Below are 17,793 nucleotides of genomic sequence, written 5' to 3' on the forward strand. Positions count from 1 at the left end.
TAAAATAAAAAAACAGAAGAAATCGGCGGTTACCGTCCGATTTCTTCTGTTTTTTTACCATAGGCCAGGCGCTGCAGTCACAACGATTTGTTTTTTTGTAAACGGATGGAGTAAATGAAGTTTTGAAGCATGGAGCATTAAACGAGCTGCCTGCGATTTTGGGTTGTATAACGGATCACCAATAATTGGATGCCCTTCGCTAGCTAAATGGACCCGAATTTGGTGCGTCCGACCTGTTTCTAAAACACAGGTAACTGCGGTTTGATTATTAGAAAGAGCTTTGACCACTTGGACATGTGTAATCGCTGAATCCCCTTTTTGAGGATCAATCCGTCGTTTCCGGCGATCATGCCGATCACGACCAATCGGCTGATTGATTGTCTGTTCTTTTTGGTTAAAGTGACCAGCCGCAATCGCTTGATATTGACGGTAAATTTGTTTTGTTTCTAATAAACGCCCTAAAATAGGTAAGACAAAAGGATTTTTAGCAAAGACAATCGCACCACTGGTTTCTTTATCTAATCGATGAACGACATAAGGGACCTGATTTTTCTCGGCTAAATAGGCAGCAACATGATTTAACAAGGTGTCTGTTTCCTGTGGCTGATTTGGATGGGTTTTAATGCCATAAGGTTTATTTACAATCATTAAATGTTCGTCTTCATATAAAACCTTCACACGCGTTGCTTCCCCCAAATGAATAGTGGGACGCACATAATCGGTTTCTTCAAACGTTAAGGTGACACAATCGCCAGCTTGGACTGGAAAATGAAAAGCAGCTGTTTCTCCGTTGATTTTGACATTTTTTCGCGTGCGTAAAAAATGGCGCACTTTTCGAGGGACTAGCCACTCATTTTCTAATAGTTCTTTTACAGTCATTGTTGAAAAATTTTCAGGTAATCTCATTGAATATTCCACCAAATCCCACCTTTCACTGATTCGCTATTTAGTGTAACAAAGCTACTCAAAAGGTCAAGTCAGAACGGAAAAAAAGCTGAAATTTGTTAGAAAGGCAGTTCCTTGAGAGATTCTTAAACAAATTTACATAAAAAACGAAGAAAAGCATGATAGAATAGAGGCTAAATAAAGACTCGTTTCTAAGCGTAAGCAATTATTTACCTCTAGTGAAGGCCATATTTCCTTTGCTACAGCGAAAAGACCATTGAAATTGTTTTTCAAGAATTTTTCATGCTTTAGACCTAGGTCGTACCCACAAGAATATGGTAGACTTAGCCAAGAAACGTAAATAGAGGGAGTACTATGGACAATCTTAAACAATTTTTTAGTAAAGTCGGTGTCGGATTACGTCATTTTTGGACGTGGATAAAGCCTTATTTAATACAATTCCATCAAGCCAGAAAGCGGATTTGGAAAAAGTATCAAATCAATAAAATTTTCTTGTTAATTGGTTTGGTAGTCGCTTTAGGTGCCAGTATTTATTTATTTTACTTAGCCAAGTCCGCAAACGTTGAGACCCTAAAATCGGGGCTAAGTGAATCAACACGCGTTTATGACGAATCAGGAGAGGAAGTCGGAAAATTATTCGGGCAAAAAGGGACTTTTGTGGAACTGGATAATATTTCTCCTTATATTCAAGATGCGGTTATTTCAACTGAAGATCGCGCGTTTTATCAACATAAAGGGTATTCCATCAAAGGGATTGCCCGTGCGGTTGTTGGAAAATTGACCTTCGGGAAAATCGGTGGCGGTGGTGGCGGAAGTACAATTACGCAGCAATTAGCCAAAAATGCTTACTTAACGCAAGAGCAAACGTTAGATAGGAAAGCCAGAGAATTATTCTTAGCGATTGAAATCGAAAAGAAATATTCGAAAAAAGATATCTTAGCAATGTATTTAAATAATTCTTATTTTGGTAATGGTGTCTGGGGCGTGCAAGATGCAGCTCGTAAATATTTTGGCGTGGATGCATCCCAAGTGACAGTGGGGGAAGCCGCAACGCTAGCAGGTATGTTAAAAGGGCCAGGAATCTATAATCCAATTGATTACATTGACAATGCCACAGCGCGACGGAATACCGTTTTACAACTAATGGTTGACAATAAAAAACTATCTCAAGAAGAAGCCAATCAAGAAGCGAGTGTTAACTTAGCGAGTCTATTAAATGACACCTATGTTGGCGACGAAAATAGTTACAAATATCCATATTATTTTGATGCGGTAATTGATGAAGCGGTCAATCGTTATAAATTTAAAGAAGAAGATATTTTAAATAAAGGCTACAAGATTTACACTTCTTTAAATCAGGGGTATCAAGATGCGATGGATGCAACTTATAAAAATGATGCACTATTTCCACCCAATGCAGAAGATGGTGCCATGGTTCAGAGTGGTTCTGTAGCCATTGATCCGAAAACCGGCGGCGTGCAAGCACTGGTGGGCGGTCGAGGGGAACACGTTTATCGAGGCTTTAACTTTGCAACGCAAACAAAACGTTCACCAGGCTCGTCCTTAAAACCAATTTCTGTCTATACACCAGCTTTAGAGGCTGGCTATAAACCAGACTCTGTTTTAGAAGATAAACCACAAGATTACTATCCAGCGCAAAACTATAGCCGCACGTACAGTGGAGAAGTTCCTATGTACCAAGCCTTAGGAGAAAGCTTAAATTTACCAGCGGTATGGTTATTACATCAAATTGGTTTAGATAAAGGCTATGAAAAAACAGAGAAATTTGGCATTCCATTATCAGAAAAAGATCGATATTATGGTTTAGCACTTGGGGGATTACAAACGGGTGTTTCGCCACTAACTATGGCGGGAGCTTATAGTGCCTTTGCCAATGAAGGCTATAAAACTGAAACGCATTTAATTACAAAAATCGTCGACTCAACTGGCGCAATTGTAGTTGATAATACTAAAGTCAAGAAAGAACAAGTCATTACCAAAGATGTTGCAGACGGGATTACAAGTATGTTACTAGGGGTCTTTAGTTCTGGGAGCGGGGTCAACGCACAACCAGCAGGCTACGTAATGGCTGGTAAAACAGGTACGACAGAAACCAACTTCGATAGTAGTAAAACGAACGATCAGTGGGTGATTGGTTATACACCAGAAGTTGTCATTGCTACTTGGTTAGGCTTCCAAGAAACCAGTAAAACCCATTATCTGGAAGGCAGTAGCGCTACGTATGCCTCTCAGGTGTTCAACAGTCAAGCCAGTGGCATCTTGCCACAAGTCAAACAAGCACAATTTCCTGTCGCGGATGCTTATGCCACAGGTGGGAAAGTTGTTGATAGCAACGATAGTTTAACCGGTGGTGCCAATTCTAATTGGCGAGATAACTTAAAAGACTTTGGAAACTCTGTTCAAGATGGCGCTAGCAATTTCGGAGATACATTGAATGAAGTTGGAGGACAAATTAAAGACGGCGCAAAAAAAGTCAAAGACAAGATTGAAGGAATTTTCGGAGGCTTATTAGGAAATTAGTTGGGAAAACTTAAGAGAAATGGTACAATAAAGATGAAACTATTGAGAAAAGAGGGATTCCATTGAGTAACATTTATGATACAGCCAATCAGATTGAACGTGAACTACGTGAGTTAGACGAATTTAAAGCATTACAAGCAGCGTATGAAGAAGTAAAAGCAGACGAAGCAGCTTACACATTGTTTAAAGAATTCCAAGGATTCCAACAAGGACTACAAGAAAAACAAATGCGCGGCGAAGAATTCACGGATGAAGATGCTGAAAAAGCACAAAGCATTGCAACGAAAGTGCAAGAAACAGCAGTTATCAACGAATTAATGCAAAAAGAACAAGCGTTTAGCTTAGTTGTCAATGATTTAAACCGAATTATCATGACTCCTGTGCGTGATATGTATAACGATTAATAAGAAAACCCCAGAGAAGCACTTGCTTCTCTGGGGTTTTCTTATTATTTAATTTTATGAATAGCTAGCTACTCTTGGTAATTTTGAATCGATAATTCTATAAAGTTTGTTAGCCAGTTTCCAAAATTTAAAATGTAAGCATGAGGGCCAATTAAGGTAATTCTAACAAGGTTTCTAGGCAAAAGCTGATATTCAAAACTTTTGTTTTGCTGATTGCTACCGTAAACAGAGTTGAAATGTTTTAGTATTTTATTTTTAACGAATTCAATATCACTTTCTGTGTTAAGTGAGAAAGTCAATGTTACAAGACCTTCATTGTTTTGTGGAACATCTTTCACATAAGATTCGATAGCGGTGTTCTTTACAATGATATCATCTGATTTTCCTAAAAAATCATAAATATCTCGTTCTGAGAAACGCCATTGTCCACCAATTTTTGTTCCTTTTATTTTCCCTTCTTTCAAATAATTCCGAATGGTTCTTGTGGTCACATTTAATTCTTGGGCCAATTGTTCTACAGACAACATATTTAGAAGTCTCCTTTAAATATTTATAATTTTATTAGCGTATTGACTATTTTTTTTATCATGAGAGGTAAAGATGAATATTTTATCTTTGACACATTCTAATAATGTTTCAAAGATTGCTTGACTGGATTCTTCGTCAATATTACTGGTACTCTCGTCTAAAATATAAACATCGGCATCCGCTAAAATAAGTCTTGCGACTGCAATTCTTTGTTTTTCTCCACCAGATAAATTACTGCCGTTTTCAGTTAAAACAGTTTCCCAGTCCTTAGTTTTCAAAATAGGATTAAGAATGCCTGTATTTAAAATAAGTTGTTTTTGTTCATAGGATAGAGGCGTTCCCATACCAATATTTTTTTCTAAAGTTTCTGTGAGTATTGTTGGTTCTTGCGCCAAATAGGCAATTTTGTTTCTCAAGCTTTTATTATTTATTGCATTGATTGGTAAATCGTTAATCATAATTCCTGATGATTCTCGAAACTTTAGTAATAGTTTTAATAAAGATGATTTACCACTTCCAGATTTTCCCGTTAAATAAACTCGATCCCCATTTTGTAGGTTTTCTTGGATCCTGTATTGAAATTGGTTGCCGTCTATCTCGAATGTTGGAAAAAATAACTGGATGCTTGCAATAGCATCTATATCTATGTCACCATCTCTTTCTATATTTTTGTCTAAACTATCTTTTATAAATGTATTTGCTGTTGTTAAAGTATTTAAATCGATAGTAACTTTAGATAATTCACTCAAAGAGGAAAAAAACAAAGGCAAAAGGATACTTAATATAATTAGACTGGAAATGGGCAAGTTATCTGCCGCAATTAACATACTTGTTCGAATATAAACAAAAGTTTGGAAACTTTGATTAATAAAAGAAACAATACTACTAGTGCTTTGAGCGAATTTATTAGTACTAGCTACGGATTGATACATTAAATTGATTTTTTCGTAGAGTAAATTTTCTAATATTTCAGCTGAAATACCGGCTTTAACAGCATCTTGATTTGATAACGTAGAAATTAAATTTTTGTTTGCAACAGCTGCATTTTTTTGCATGTTTTCCATTCGAACTTTTAATTTTTTATTTATATACTTAAATCCAAAATAGTTTAAAGGAATCAATAAAATCATGAATAAAACAATTTCAATAGAAAGATAACTGACCATAAGTAAAGATAAAAGGATAGTGAAAATTGATTTAATTGTCACACTGAAGCTAGATATCAAAAATAAATAAAGTGCATCCACAGCACTAAAAATACGATTAATCAAATAGGTTGGTTCAAGAGTAATGTAAGAGTCATACTTAAGGTGTATCATTTTATTAATTAGAGTAAATAAGTAATTGGAATTGAATCTTGCAGCAAAATTTTCTTTATAAACCATGATAACTAATTGTATTACTAAAGACAATAACATGGCTAAGAAAATATAGATCATTGCCTGTGAATTAAGGTTTTTTTTATTTGTTAGATATTGAATGATAATTGGTGCAATTAAAGAGGTTAATGTGGTGACTATAGCAGTCAAACTAACTAGAAAAACAAATTTTTTATTTTTTTTCATAATCTTTTCCATGATTTGCAACTCCCCTTTCGTACTTAAACACATTGTATATGATTTCATAATAGATATCAATATTTTCACTGTTTTTCCTAAATTATATTGAATAAAGAGGAAAATATTTGACCTTATGAGGAAAAACATGTATTATTTGAAATATATTTAAGGAGCTGATTATTTAGGAGAGGAGGAATTTTCTATGAAATTTAATAAACCAGAATTGAAAAAAATTGGCAAAACAATTCAATTAGGCTGTATGTGTGGAATCCTTGTAGGTACTGGAACTTAAAAAACAATTTTGAATAAAGAAATGTAACTTAATCAAATTTTTCATTTAATATTACGAAACGATAAATCTTAGCTCCTTAAATTTTCTAACTTTAATTAATAATGTACGCTTAAGTTTAAATGCTCTCAGGTATACAAAGAAGGGAAGGATAATTTTTGTTAAAATTTTATTTTTATAGAAACAAGGTTATAGTACATAATCCAATTATTAGTAGTTGGATTGGTATAGAAGAAAATGAACTTCCTATTCTCGAAAAATATCTAAAAACTAGAGATAGACATGATATCTCAAAAGACTTATTAAGAAAAATAGAATTGTATAGAATCTTTGATTTCACTGACTTGGAAGTAGATGAGAATTTTCATAAATTAATAGAAAATTTCTCTATTCCACGCACGGTATATATTGTTGTAACCGAAGAATGTAATTTAAAATGTACCTATTGTTATGCTGAAGCAGGTCCAGGTAAAAAGCTACGTAGAGAATTAGATTACGAAGAGTATGATAAGATTTTTAAACAGTTAAAGGTAGCTGGAGTAAAAAAAATTGTTTTTACAGGTGGAGAAGTTGGTTTAAAAAAGAACTTCTATAAGATATTAGATAATGCATATAAAAAAGGATTTATCTGCAACTTAATATCCAATGGTAGAGTAGCCTATAACATCAAACAAGCTAAGTTTTTATCTGAACGTTGTTACAAAATTACAATCAGTTTAGACTCTTTAAATGAAAATAACAATGATGACAATAGAGGAAGAGGATGCTTTAAAGTTGCTACAAAGGCTTTAGAGAATCTAATAAAACTTAACTTTAAAAATTTAGCCATTAATCAAACAATTACTAAAAATAATATTGCTGACATTGATACAATGGTTACCTTTGCAAAATCTCATAAAATAAACTTAAATATTGGAACTTTTTGTAAATTGGGTAGAGGATTTGACGATATTTCTCTTACAAAAGATGAAAGAAAAGAGATTGATCGGATTGCGATGAAATACAAGAAAGCTTTAAATCCATTTACAATTAAAGTTCATTGTGGTCAAGGTATCGGAGAATTTTCAATTGATCCCATGGGAAATGTCTATACTTGTAAGTTATTGGATCAAAAAGATTTTTACTTAGGGAATGTTAGAGCCGAACCGCTAGACTATATTTTTAAGAATAAAAAAATTGATCACTTCTCTTATTCGTCCCTTGGCATGGAGCCATGTAAAAATTGTTCATTCAAACTGCTTTGTGGAGGCTCGTGTAGAGCAAATCATTATTATTCAAAGTCAAAGGATGATTCTTCGAATGTAATCAATAATGAGGAATGCAAAATAATCAAAGGAATGATTTTGGAACAAATGTATCAATTTGTATATGGAGGTAAAGAGCATGCTTAGTATTAATGAAAAAATTAATTATGAAGACAAAGGAGAGTTTTTAGTTATATCATTAAATGAGGATGGCTTTATGCTTGAAGATAAAACTTCAATATTTATTTTTCATAGAATCGAAGCTAAAAAATTTAAGAATATTGATGAAGCTGTGTCTAGGTTATCTAAAGAATTTGATACAGATAATCAAAATATGTATATAGTAAGAGAACAAATTAAGGCATTTATAGAAGAGCTATTGAAATATGATGTGGTGGTGATGAGGCAATGAGGTTTGTTGCAGAAGGAGTATCTATGTTGCCAACATATAAAGAGGGAGATATTTTAATAGCACAATGTAGTAACTTTGAAATAAGTACAGGTAAAATTGTTGTAATAAAAAGTCTATACAACAACTTTTTTGCACATAGAGTAGTCAGTATAGGAGAAGGTCTAGCCATATGTAAAGGAGATAATTTTAAATATTTTGATCCCCCTGTAAGAACTAATTCAATTGTAGGCGTGATAGAGGATCAGGCGGATAACAGCTACGTGAAAGAGAAGATAAAAATAAGAGCAATATATAGTAATGAAAAAATTAGTGACAATTTTAATATCTTGGTTCTTTCTAAAAATCTATTGAGAGAGATACATTTAGAAAATTTGGTGAACTTTGAGGTACCTGTTGATTCAGAAGAATCCTGTATTTATTATAGATATTTAAGTAATAATTTACCTAAAAATCAAAATGATTTTTTTAATAAATTTGATTCAATATTCAGTATTTGAACTTATAGAAAGGACTACTTTAGTACCTGTTTTTAGAGTAATCCTAAATTTGAAATCATTTATAAAAATTTTCACTTATTATTCTTACCAATTATAGCTATTTTACTTTTATGAATATAAGAAGAAACGGACAATCTAAATACTTGCTTTTTCGACAGAATCAGTTAACCTGATTCTTTTTTTATTGAAAAAACGAACAAATTTTCGTATGTTTTTACTGACCAAGCTGGCAGAAAATGATATGATAAAGGGAGGAGAAAAGGAGGGGAAACGATGAAACTATTGCATACAGCTGATTTACACATGGATCGGTCTTTTGAAGGGTTAACTGGGATCCCGACAGCCTTAGCGAAGCCCTTAAGAGAAGCTAATCAACAATTGTTAATGAATATCGTAACAGTTGCCATTCGAGAAGCGGTGGACTTGGTTATTTTTGCAGGAGATACGTTTCATCAAAGTCAGACCTCTATTTCAATGCAAGCCCAATTGATGGCTGCATTAGAACAGTTGAAACAAGCAGAAATCCCTGTGATTCTAACATTTGGGAATCATGATTACTATAAAAAAGACCGCTATTGGTTTTCTTTTCCAGACAATGTCTTTTTATTTGAAAAAGAAATGGTTGAGACACTGTATTTTGAAACGAAAGCGGGCGAACAAGTGGCTGTTTCAGGGTTTAGTTATGAGCATCCCTGGATTGATGAAAATAAAGCACTAGAATTTCCTATCAAACAAGCAGAATCTGATATTCATATTGGGATTTATCATGGAGACACCAGTCGGAAAGCGCAACAAAATTATGCTCCGTTTACATGGAAGGATTTAAAAGCCACTGGCTATAATTATTGGGCATTGGGCCACATTCATCAGCCGCAAATTGTTAGTGAACAACCGCTAATTGTTTATCCTGGAACACCTCAAGGACACACGAAAAAAGAACAGTCTTTACAAGGGGTTGCAGTGGTCACACTTTCCCAAAATCAAGCGACTGTTCAATTTGAAAAAGTCGCAGAAATAGATTGGACGAATGAAGAAGTATCTCTTGCGCAATGCCGTGACACCCAAAGCGTTTTGTCTTATCTTGAAACCAGTTTGCTGACGAAGTGGCAGGCGCATCAGCAACAGCAATTGATGGCGTTGACACTGAAAGAAACGCAACATTTGGATGTGACCGTGGTGCAAGCCATTGTCAATGGTGAACTATTAAGCTACTTACAGCAGCAGCTTTTACAAAAAACGCAAGGTGATTTTTTTGTTTATCGCCTACTATTGCAAGCAGAGGAACCAACGAAAGAACCGATCTATTTAGCCGCTAGTCCCAATTTATTAACGGCATTAGAAAAAACATACTTAGATCCAGTTATTTTTGAAGATACCACCAAGGAATTGTTACGTTATCCAGAATTTGCTGGAATTTTTTCAATGGATGAGCAGTGGCGATTAGAGAGCTTGCGCCTAGCACATGAGCAAATTAATGAAGACTTTACTATTCAGGAGGACCCACTATGAAATTACTTGCAGTAGAGATTGTGGGCTTTGGAAAATGGCAACAACAGAAAATTACATTTGAATCTGGTAATCAATTGCTGTACGGCGCAAATGAAGTTGGCAAGTCCACATTGTATCAATTCATTCAAGCAATGCTGTTTGGTTTTCCCACAAAGGGCAAAAGAAAACGCGATTACGCACCTAAAAATGGTGGTTCGTATGGTGGTCGTTTGTGGTTGGAACATCCTGTGTTTGGGGAAGTTCAAGTCGAGCGTTTTAAAGAAAAAAATAAAGGGCAAGCAATCATTTATTATCAACAACAAATGGGGGATGAAAAAACCTTACAGCAAATGTTACATCCGCTAACGAAAAAGTTATTTCAAGAGGTTTTTACTTTCCAACAAGAACAATTAATTACGAGTGACAAGTTGACAGAAGAGGAACTGCAAACATCCTTGTTAGCCATTGGTGTTTCTGGTAGTCAACAACTTTTGACTTACCGAAATGCGTACTTTAAAGAAGCACAAAAAATCTTTAAAGGTAAAGGACAGCAGCCATTACTCAATCAGAAGTTGGCGGCTTATCAAGAACTAAAAGAGCAAATTCAAGAGAAAGAAGCGCAGCAACAAACTTTTCAACAATTAGAAGAAACGATTCGCGAAACAGAACAACAGCGAGTGACACTGCAACAGCAATTAAAAGAAACGCAACAGGACTTGTTACAGGTTGCGGAACAGCAACGTCACTTTCCCTTGTACGAAGAATGGCAGTCGCTACCTGAAGAAACAGAGAACGTTGTTTTAGTAAAAGAAGACCAAGTTCAATTAGAAGAAACCTTTCAAGAATATATGTACCTAGATAAAGAACGACAACGTTTGACCAAAGAGTTATCTCTTCAGTCAGAAGCGCTCGATGTTCCAGAAGGCTATGCTTTTTACCTAGAACAAGAAGCATTGATTCAACAATTGTTGAATCAACGCTATGATATGCAACAATTGATGACGGAATCGGAATGGATGACCCAAACCTTTGATCAAAATCGTCAAGAAATGGTCCTTTTAGAGAACGAATGGTCATGGTCGCCTGAACGACCACCACAGCTTTTTTATGACAACGAAACCGTTCAAAAGTGGCGCCAACAACAAGTTGCGTATACGCAAGCTCTTCAAAAAGGCCAAGAACAAAAAGCATTCTTGGCTTCTCAAATTGAAAATCTGGAAGACCAGTTAACGGATTTTGAAAAAGCGCATGCCGCATTTTTTGGTGAAGCGACGCGTGCCCAAAAAGCGCAGAAAACAAGTCAACCACTTTGGTTATTGCTAGGAAGTATCCTTGCATTACTCGGTTTCTTTTTGCCAAGCCCTTTAAAATGGGGCCTAGTTCTCGTGGGAGTTAGTCTTATCGCAAAAGAAGTGCTTAGCTACGCCACTAGAAAAGAAGCTTCCTCTGATGAAGTGAAAGAAGAATGGCAGACGAAACTTTCGCAACTAGATTATTTAAATGAACAGTTCCAACAAGCGTTGAATCAAGAACGTGAGGCACAACTGCAAGTGGAACAACTTGAACAAGCAGTAGCGGAGCAAGCCCAACTTCATCAATTAGGAAAAATGAATCAAATTGATACTTTAATGAATCAGCGGGAATTGATTACGCGCTATTTATTGCTTGTTCAAACAAATGAAGAACTCATGAGTCAATTGAAGGAAAATCAACAAAAACGCCAAGGATTTGAAGAACAAGTCTTTCCATTGATGACGCATTTACCCTTGCAAGGAAAGAGCCTTTCCGAAAAGTTACACTTTTTAGAAGGATTTGCTGAAGAAATGGAGAAAGTTCGCTTTGCTCAAGAGTATCAAGCAGATGGCTATCTCAAACAGCAGTTACGAGAGTTGAAAACTAAACAGCAAGAAGCGTTAACACGAATTCAGCCTTTACTAATTCGTTATCGGATTCTATCAATCGCTGATGTTCCAATGAGGATTCAACAGCTGACCACTCAGCAAGCTCAAGTTGGTCGTGGGCAAGAATTAGCGACACAATTAGGCAATCTGTTTCCAGAAGCGGTAACAGAGGCAACGTTAAAAGACCGTTCTTTACAACTGGCGCAGCAACAAGCACTGGTAGAAAGCCAGTTAAATAAAATACAAGAACAGTATCAAGCGCTGATTTATGAAAAACAACAATTAATGACGGATGGTACCTTAGATGAGTTGTATCAACGCCAAGCAATTTTAAAAGCGGAAATCAAAGAATTAGCTCAACGTTGGTCTGGGTATCAACTGGCGGGGCAACTGCTAATGGACCTATTAACAGAGCTTTCGGAACAACAATTGCCCAGCTTATTACAGTATGCATCAAGCTACTTTGCACTTTTAACAAATCAGCGTTATCAATCAATCCAAGTAGCCGAAGGTCAACTAGTTGCGGTGACGAAAGGACAAGAAATGTTTTATTTACATGAATTATCAACTGGCACTAAAGATCAATTGATGATGGCTGTTCGTTTTGCCTTTTTAGCAGTCCAAGGCGAGCAACTGATTTGTCCAATTATCATTGATGATGGCTGGTTACACTATGATCATCAAAGAAAAGCCCAATTAGCTGAATTATTTACTAAATTTGGTCAAAAACAGCAAGTCATTTGTTTTTCTTCTGACCAAGAAATGGTAAGCTATTATCAGGACTTACAACAAAGAGTAATTGCGTTAGAAGGAGGAAGCGTCAAGTGAAAAAATTACGTGAATTAACAGTAGAAGAACTTTTTGAATCATTTGTTCTAATTAAAAATGCCGATGTGCGTGTAGCTAAAAATGGGAAAAAGTTTATTGCCTTTACCTTTCAAGACACATCTGGCACGATTGACGGAAAATATTGGGACGCCTCTGAGGATGAAATTACACGGTTTACTGCGGGAAACGTTGTTTTACTGAATGGGAAACGAGAAGTTTATCAAAACAAACCCCAAGTAAAAATTTTACACATGCGTTTAGCGACAGCAGAGGAACCAAGCCAGCCAAGTTTATATATGGAACGAGCGCCTTTGAAAAAAGAAGAGATGGTTGAGGAAATCAATCAAGTAATTTTTGAAATTACCAATGCTCATTGGAATCGTATTGTGCGCTATCTCATGACGAAATACCAACAAGAATTTTATGAATTTCCTGCAGCTAAACGGAACCATCATGCTTTTGCAAATGGCTTAGCTTACCACACTGTCTCAATGTTGCGCCTAGGCAAAGCAATTGCTAAGGAATATCCTGAAATTAACACGTCACTATTATACGCAGGGATTATTTTACATGACTTAGGAAAAGTTTTAGAATTATCTGGTGCTATTACGACAGAATATACGGTGGCAGGGAACTTAATTGGTCATTTAGTTTTGGTGGATGAGGAAATTACCAAGGCGTGTTTGGCTTTGAAAATTGATGATCGAGAAGAAGATGTTGTCGTTCTTCGGCACATGGTCTTAGCCCACCATGGATTGTTGGAATATGGCTCACCTGTGCGACCAAGAATTATGGAAGCAGAAATCTTACATCAAATTGATACCATGGATGCGTCCATTCAAATGATGCTAGGGGCAATTCGTCAAACACAGCCTGGGGAGTATACGGAACGAATCTTTGGTTTAGATAACCGCAGTTTCTATGTTCCAAAAGATAAATAAAAAAAGGGAGTGGTCAATCGACCACTCCCTTTTTTATGCTTATTTAGAAGAAGATTCTGTTGTTTTGCTTGAAGAATCTGTTGCTTTTTCAGAGTCGCTTGTTTTGGTATCACTTGTTTTAGAATCACTTGATTTTGATTCTTTTTTCTCTGAAGAAGCGCTTGAAGATTCAGTTTGCATGTAGCCTGCTAAAGCGTTCTTGAAGGCATCATCTTTAATTTTCACATTGGCCGCTTTTAATTCGTCACTAATGACTTTCGAAACAAATGTTTGATCGGCTAATTTTGTTTCTTCAGCAATTTTCTTGATCTCTTTTTCATAAGGTTTCATGTCATTGCCTTTTGCTTTGTTTTTCGTCATTTTCACTACATAGTAAGTTGTTTGGTACGTTTGTGCGTTTGTTGCAGCAATTGGTTCTGATACTTCGCCATCTTTTAGTTTGAAGGCAGCTTCTTTAACTTCGGCAGGAACAGTTGTTGATTGTGAATCAAATTTAATTTTACCGCCGTCTTTTTTCGTTGCAGCATCGGTTGATTTGTCTTTGGCAATTTTTGCGAAATCGCCGCCGTCAGTGATTTCTTTCTTGACAGCTTTGGCATCATCTTCTGAAGCAACTTGGATAATTTGTGCTTCTACTTCTGGATGGAAGCTTGCCCAAGCTGTTTTTAAGTCTTCATCTGTAATTTTTAAATGATCTTTCAAACCTACTTGCATTGCTTCGGCTTGTTTTAATTGCTTCTTGAATGATTTTTCAGTTAACCCAGCTTGTGTTAGTGCATCAGAGAATTTTCCACCTTGCGCTTCCACTTGTTTTTTAGCATCATCAAATTTCTTTTGAATGGCTTTATCAGTTACTTTGTCGCCATATTTTTCATCAAAGACTTTATAAATAACCATTTGGCTAAACGCTTGTTGGCTCGTACTTTGTTCTTTAATTTGGTTATAAAAATCATCAACAGTAATTGTTGAACCTTTCATTGTTGCGATATCTTTTGAACCGCTTGAACACGCTGCTAAACTAAAAACGGCCATTGCGCCCGCTGCAGCTAAGATTAGTTTTTTCTTCATTCTCTTATGCACTCCTGTTTTTTTTAGTTTTATTTCTGTTATAACTATACCATACCTTATTTTGAAAAAGAAAGAGTCTCAGGCATAGTTTCAAACAAAATTCGTATTTACGTCACACTTTTTATTTTTTTAATAACAAAAGAAATAATTAACATAAAAGACTTTACTTTTGCTTGTTGGTTTGTGTGTCAGGTAATTCAGCCGTGATTTTGGCAATTTGTTCTTTAATTTGAGCAATCCGAGGTTCCGCTTGGAATTTGAAATCAGTGATTTCTTGTTGCAGGTCTTTTGAAAATTCAGTTGCTAGAGGAACGTTTTCTTCGACAACTGCCAAATTTCGTTGCACCTGATCCCAGTCATTCGTGACTTGATTTTTCAGTGAACGATAGTCCTCTAGCTCATTGATTAAATGTTGGCGTGTTTCTTTCCCGCTTCTTGGAGCAGCCAACAAGCCGCCAATGGTACCAGCAGCTGCGCCAAAAAAGAGACCTTTAATAAATTTTTTCATTTAGTTCACCTGCTTTGCAATGGTCTCAGCAATTTCTTGCATCGCTTCGGCGGAATAGTCCTCTTGATGGTTGCCAAAATGAATAGAGAAATCATCTTCTTTTGAATAACGGGGAATCAAATGAACGTGGGAATGGAAAACGGATTGATAAGCCACTTCCTTATTGTTATTTAAAATGTTTAATCCTTCCATTTCTGGAAAAGCTTTTTCTAATGCTCGTGCTACTTTAGGAATACGAGCAAAGACGTCGCTTGCTAAAACGTCATTATATTCAAAAATATCAGCAACGTGTTGTTTTGGAATCATTAAGGTATGCCCTTTGGTCACTTGTGTAATGTCTAAAAACGCGTAGACTTTCTCGTCTTCATAGACTTTATAACTTGGGATTTCGCCGTTGATAATTTTACAAAAAATACAATCATTCATGAAAAATTCCTCTTTTCTCTAGGTTCTTTCCTTTACTTTACCACAAGTTGATTTCTCTGTGGATGAAAAAGTACGTGAGTTCGCTAAAAAGTTCGTTTCATTTCGTGTATAATAAGAGAAAGAAAAAAATCCATTTAATTAAGGGAGTAATTTTTGAATTCTTGGTTCGCTTAGGGTTTAATAATGGTAGAGAGAAAAGGTTGGAGGCAAAAGAAATGAGCTTAACAATTGAACATTTAACAGGAGGTTACGGCCATATTCCTGTCTTAAAAGATATTAATTTTGACGTCAAGTCTGGTGAAATGGTTGGTTTAATCGGCTTGAATGGTGCGGGGAAAAGCACCACCATCAAAAATATTATTGGGTTACTTACGCCGCAAAAAGGCAAAATTATGATTGACGGGGAAACATTGCAGCAAGCCCCTGAAGAATATCGTAAAAAAATCGGGTATATTCCGGAAACACCTTCTTTATATGAAGAATTAACATTGAAAGAGCATATCGAAGTAACGGCCTTGGCTTATGATATTCCATTAGAAGAAGCATTCAAACGAGCGGAACCATTACTAAAAACGTTCCGCTTAGACAATAAATTGGAATGGTTTCCTGCTAATTTTTCAAAAGGCATGAAACAAAAAGTCATGGTACTTTGTGCATTCTTAATTGAACCGAGTTTATATATTATTGATGAACCTTTTCTAGGCTTAGATCCTTTAGCAATTCATGCTTTATTAGAATTAATGGATACGATGCGTAAGCAAGGGGCAGCGATTTTAATGTCCACGCATATTTTAGCAACAGCTGAAAAATATTGTGATCGTTTTGTGGTGCTACACGAAGGGAAATTACGGGCAAACGGTACAATGGCTGAATTACGTGCAGAATTTAATTTACCAGAGTCTTCTTTAGATGATATTTATCTTGCCTTGACGAAGGAAGAAAAGGTGGGGTAACATGGGCGAATTTTTTAGTCAACGTTTGTCACGGCATTTCAAAAAAATGTCCAAGTACTTGCGCTATATTTTAAATGATCATTTTGTTTTAGTCTGTATGTTTTTATTAGGCGGATTAGGTCTGTACTATTCCCAGTTGTTAAAAGAATTACCTCGTGATTTTGTTTGGGGCAGACCGTTAATTCTGTTGGGCTGGCTGCTACTTATTCAAGTTGGTAAGTTGGCCACTTTGACAGAAGAGCCAGACAAGGTGTTTTTATTACCAAAAGAAAAACAATTCGCTGCTTATCTGAAACGAGCGCTGCGCTACTCTTTACTTTTACCGATTGTGGTCAGCTTTCTAGGAAGTGGCCTATTGATGCCGTTGATTGTAGTCACAACAGGTTGGTCGTTTCAAACCTTCTTTTTATTTTTGGTCATGCTAGTTTGTATGATTTATACACATCTTAGTTTACAAAACTATGGGCTCTATCATCTTTCGTCAACCACTTACCGTAGTTGGTGGTTTGTTTGGTTGATCAGTAGTCTCTTGATTATGACGGGAGCTATTTACTGGACGCCTTGGGTTGGTGTGATTGGTGGCATCATTCTGGCCGTTTGTTTATCGAGTATTTGGCAAAATAAGATGAAACAGAGTTTCTTGGATTGGGAAAAAATGATCCAAAAAGAACAAAACAGAATGCATAGAATTTATAAATTCATTCAGCTGTTTACAGATATTCCTGAAGTGAGTAGTACAGTGAAACGCCGTAAATACTTAGATCCTCTCCTCGGAGTAGTCAAAAAAACATCTGAGAACACGTATGCTTACTTATTCATTCGGAGCTTTTTACGAGGTAGCGAATATAGCGGCTTATTGTTTCGTTTGATTTTGGTTGGTGGCGTGCTACTCTTCTTTTTACAAGAATTCTGGATTGCGTTGGTAGTTGCTTTATTGTTTGTCTATTTAATCGGGTTCCAGTTGATTCCCATGTACACGCAATTTGATTATATGGTGATGACACAGCTATATCCAATTTCAATAGAAAAAAAACAAGCAGCGATTCGCCGGTTAATTAGCGGCGCATTATCTGTTGCGGCCATTATTTTTGGTGGGATTGTCTGCCTTCGTTTAGGCAGTTTGCAAAATAGCTTGATCATTCTGGGTGCCTTAATTGTAGAAGTTGTGATTTTCACTAAAATGTATGTTCCAATGCGCTTGAATAAGTTATAAAGATGAGAAAACCTAGCAAAATTTACAAAAGAACCACATAGAAGCTTGACGAAGCAAGGTTTGGCGACTAAAATGGTAATTGCTGTA

General features: G+C 35.9%; 16 protein-coding genes. 10 read left to right on the forward strand and 6 right to left on the reverse strand.

Features of this window, described 5'->3' with window-relative positions; all coding sequences use genetic code 11:
• Positions 1–54: 54 nt before the first annotated feature.
• Positions 55–918: an RluA family pseudouridine synthase gene (locus tag IGK70_RS02100; RefSeq protein ID WP_308660018.1), complete on the reverse strand. Its 864-nt coding sequence runs from the start codon at positions 916–918 to the stop codon at positions 55–57.
• 342 nt (positions 919–1,260) lie between these two features.
• On the opposite strand from IGK70_RS02100, the gene IGK70_RS02105 reads away from it, so the two are divergent.
• Together IGK70_RS02105 and IGK70_RS02110 are read left to right on the forward strand one after the other, a co-directional pair.
• On the forward strand, positions 1,261–3,447 hold the full coding sequence (locus IGK70_RS02105) for a PBP1A family penicillin-binding protein (RefSeq protein ID WP_104855962.1): 2,187 nt from the start codon (positions 1,261–1,263) through the stop codon (positions 3,445–3,447).
• 62 nt (positions 3,448–3,509) lie between these two features.
• Positions 3,510–3,851, forward strand: a complete 342-nt coding sequence (locus IGK70_RS02110) for a YlbF family regulator (RefSeq protein ID WP_002355518.1) — start codon at positions 3,510–3,512, stop codon at positions 3,849–3,851.
• A gap of 68 nt (positions 3,852–3,919) precedes the next feature.
• Here IGK70_RS02110 and IGK70_RS02115 read toward each other — a convergent pair whose 3' ends face one another.
• Both IGK70_RS02115 and IGK70_RS02120 read right to left on the reverse strand, forming a co-directional pair.
• On the reverse strand, positions 3,920–4,378 hold the full coding sequence (locus IGK70_RS02115; protein WP_002368000.1) for a helix-turn-helix domain-containing protein: 459 nt from the start codon (positions 4,376–4,378) through the stop codon (positions 3,920–3,922).
• A gap of 15 nt (positions 4,379–4,393) precedes the next feature.
• On the reverse strand, positions 4,394–5,956 hold the full coding sequence (locus IGK70_RS02120) for an ATP-binding cassette domain-containing protein (RefSeq protein ID WP_033624304.1): 1,563 nt from the start codon (positions 5,954–5,956) through the stop codon (positions 4,394–4,396).
• 429 nt (positions 5,957–6,385) lie between these two features.
• On the opposite strand from IGK70_RS02120, the gene IGK70_RS02125 reads away from it, so the two are divergent.
• The 6 genes from IGK70_RS02125 (at position 6,386) to IGK70_RS02150 (ending at position 13,538) form a co-directional block, all read left to right on the forward strand.
• Positions 6,386–7,618, forward strand: a complete 1,233-nt coding sequence (locus IGK70_RS02125) for a radical SAM/SPASM domain-containing protein (protein ID WP_010774499.1) — start codon at positions 6,386–6,388, stop codon at positions 7,616–7,618.
• Positions 7,611–7,883, forward strand: coding sequence for a hypothetical protein (locus IGK70_RS02130; protein ID WP_002368006.1), 273 nt, complete (start codon positions 7,611–7,613; stop codon positions 7,881–7,883). The genes IGK70_RS02125 and IGK70_RS02130 overlap by 8 nt, the downstream gene beginning before the upstream one ends.
• A complete protein-coding gene (locus tag IGK70_RS02135) occupies positions 7,880–8,380 on the forward strand; it encodes a S24/S26 family peptidase (protein ID WP_086281282.1) in 501 nt (166 codons plus the stop codon). The genes IGK70_RS02130 and IGK70_RS02135 overlap by 4 nt, the downstream gene beginning before the upstream one ends.
• Positions 8,381–8,653: 273 nt before the next feature.
• Positions 8,654–9,889 (forward strand): metallophosphoesterase family protein, encoded by a 1,236-nt coding sequence (locus tag IGK70_RS02140; protein ID WP_104855784.1) that lies wholly within the window; start codon positions 8,654–8,656, stop codon positions 9,887–9,889.
• Positions 9,886–12,597 (forward strand): ATP-binding protein, encoded by a 2,712-nt coding sequence (locus IGK70_RS02145; RefSeq protein WP_104855783.1) that lies wholly within the window; start codon positions 9,886–9,888, stop codon positions 12,595–12,597. The genes IGK70_RS02140 and IGK70_RS02145 overlap by 4 nt, the downstream gene beginning before the upstream one ends.
• A complete protein-coding gene (locus IGK70_RS02150; protein ID WP_002355522.1) occupies positions 12,594–13,538 on the forward strand; it encodes a 3'-5' exoribonuclease YhaM family protein in 945 nt (314 codons plus the stop codon). Before IGK70_RS02145 ends, IGK70_RS02150 begins: the two co-directional genes overlap by 4 nt.
• A 39-nt stretch (positions 13,539–13,577) precedes the next feature.
• Here the strand turns inward: IGK70_RS02150 and IGK70_RS02155 are convergent, their stop codons facing one another.
• The 3 genes from IGK70_RS02155 to IGK70_RS02165 form a co-directional block, all read right to left on the reverse strand.
• The gene (locus tag IGK70_RS02155; RefSeq protein WP_104855782.1) at positions 13,578–14,606 is read right to left on the reverse strand and encodes a peptidylprolyl isomerase; all 1,029 of its coding nucleotides are present in this window, start codon (positions 14,604–14,606) and stop codon (positions 13,578–13,580) included.
• A gap of 163 nt (positions 14,607–14,769) precedes the next feature.
• Complete coding sequence (locus IGK70_RS02160; protein WP_002355526.1) at positions 14,770–15,114, reverse strand: YtxH domain-containing protein; 345 nt, start codon at positions 15,112–15,114, stop codon at positions 14,770–14,772.
• Complete coding sequence (locus IGK70_RS02165) at positions 15,115–15,540, reverse strand: HIT family protein (RefSeq protein ID WP_002355527.1); 426 nt, start codon at positions 15,538–15,540, stop codon at positions 15,115–15,117.
• A gap of 215 nt (positions 15,541–15,755) precedes the next feature.
• On the opposite strand from IGK70_RS02165, the gene IGK70_RS02170 reads away from it, so the two are divergent.
• Both IGK70_RS02170 and IGK70_RS02175 read left to right on the forward strand, forming a co-directional pair.
• Positions 15,756–16,493 (forward strand): ABC transporter ATP-binding protein, encoded by a 738-nt coding sequence (locus IGK70_RS02170; protein ID WP_002363160.1) that lies wholly within the window; start codon positions 15,756–15,758, stop codon positions 16,491–16,493.
• 1 nt (position 16,494) lies between these two features.
• Complete coding sequence (locus IGK70_RS02175) at positions 16,495–17,706, forward strand: ABC transporter permease (protein ID WP_002364818.1); 1,212 nt, start codon at positions 16,495–16,497, stop codon at positions 17,704–17,706.
• Positions 17,707–17,793: the final 87 nt, after the last annotated feature.

Origin of the sequence: Enterococcus sp. DIV0358 (assembly GCF_051713465.1) — a bacterium.
Classification (GTDB): Bacteria; Bacillota; Bacilli; order Lactobacillales; family Enterococcaceae; genus Enterococcus; species Enterococcus faecalis.

Bases quoted from the DNA above. Each gene is read 5' to 3' on its own strand.
- IGK70_RS02170 (WP_002363160.1), top strand. From the start codon at position 15,756: ATGAGCTTAACAATTGAACATTTAACAGGAGGTTACGGCCATATTCCT.
- IGK70_RS02105 (WP_104855962.1), top strand. From the start codon at position 1,261: ATGGACAATCTTAAACAATTTTTTAGTAAAGTCGGTGTCGGATTACGT.
- IGK70_RS02155 (WP_104855782.1), bottom strand. From the start codon at position 14,606: ATGAAGAAAAAACTAATCTTAGCTGCAGCGGGCGCAATGGCCGTTTTT.
- IGK70_RS02115 (WP_002368000.1), bottom strand. From the start codon at position 4,378: ATGTTGTCTGTAGAACAATTGGCCCAAGAATTAAATGTGACCACAAGA.
- IGK70_RS02140 (WP_104855784.1), top strand. From the start codon at position 8,654: ATGAAACTATTGCATACAGCTGATTTACACATGGATCGGTCTTTTGAA.
- IGK70_RS02120 (WP_033624304.1), bottom strand. From the start codon at position 5,956: ATGGAAAAGATTATGAAAAAAAATAAAAAATTTGTTTTTCTAGTTAGT.
- IGK70_RS02135 (WP_086281282.1), top strand. From the start codon at position 7,880: ATGAGGTTTGTTGCAGAAGGAGTATCTATGTTGCCAACATATAAAGAG.
- IGK70_RS02130 (WP_002368006.1), top strand. From the start codon at position 7,611: ATGCTTAGTATTAATGAAAAAATTAATTATGAAGACAAAGGAGAGTTT.
- IGK70_RS02175 (WP_002364818.1), top strand. From the start codon at position 16,495: ATGGGCGAATTTTTTAGTCAACGTTTGTCACGGCATTTCAAAAAAATG.
- IGK70_RS02160 (WP_002355526.1), bottom strand. From the start codon at position 15,114: ATGAAAAAATTTATTAAAGGTCTCTTTTTTGGCGCAGCTGCTGGTACC.
- IGK70_RS02165 (WP_002355527.1), bottom strand. From the start codon at position 15,540: ATGAATGATTGTATTTTTTGTAAAATTATCAACGGCGAAATCCCAAGT.
- IGK70_RS02145 (WP_104855783.1), top strand. From the start codon at position 9,886: ATGAAATTACTTGCAGTAGAGATTGTGGGCTTTGGAAAATGGCAACAA.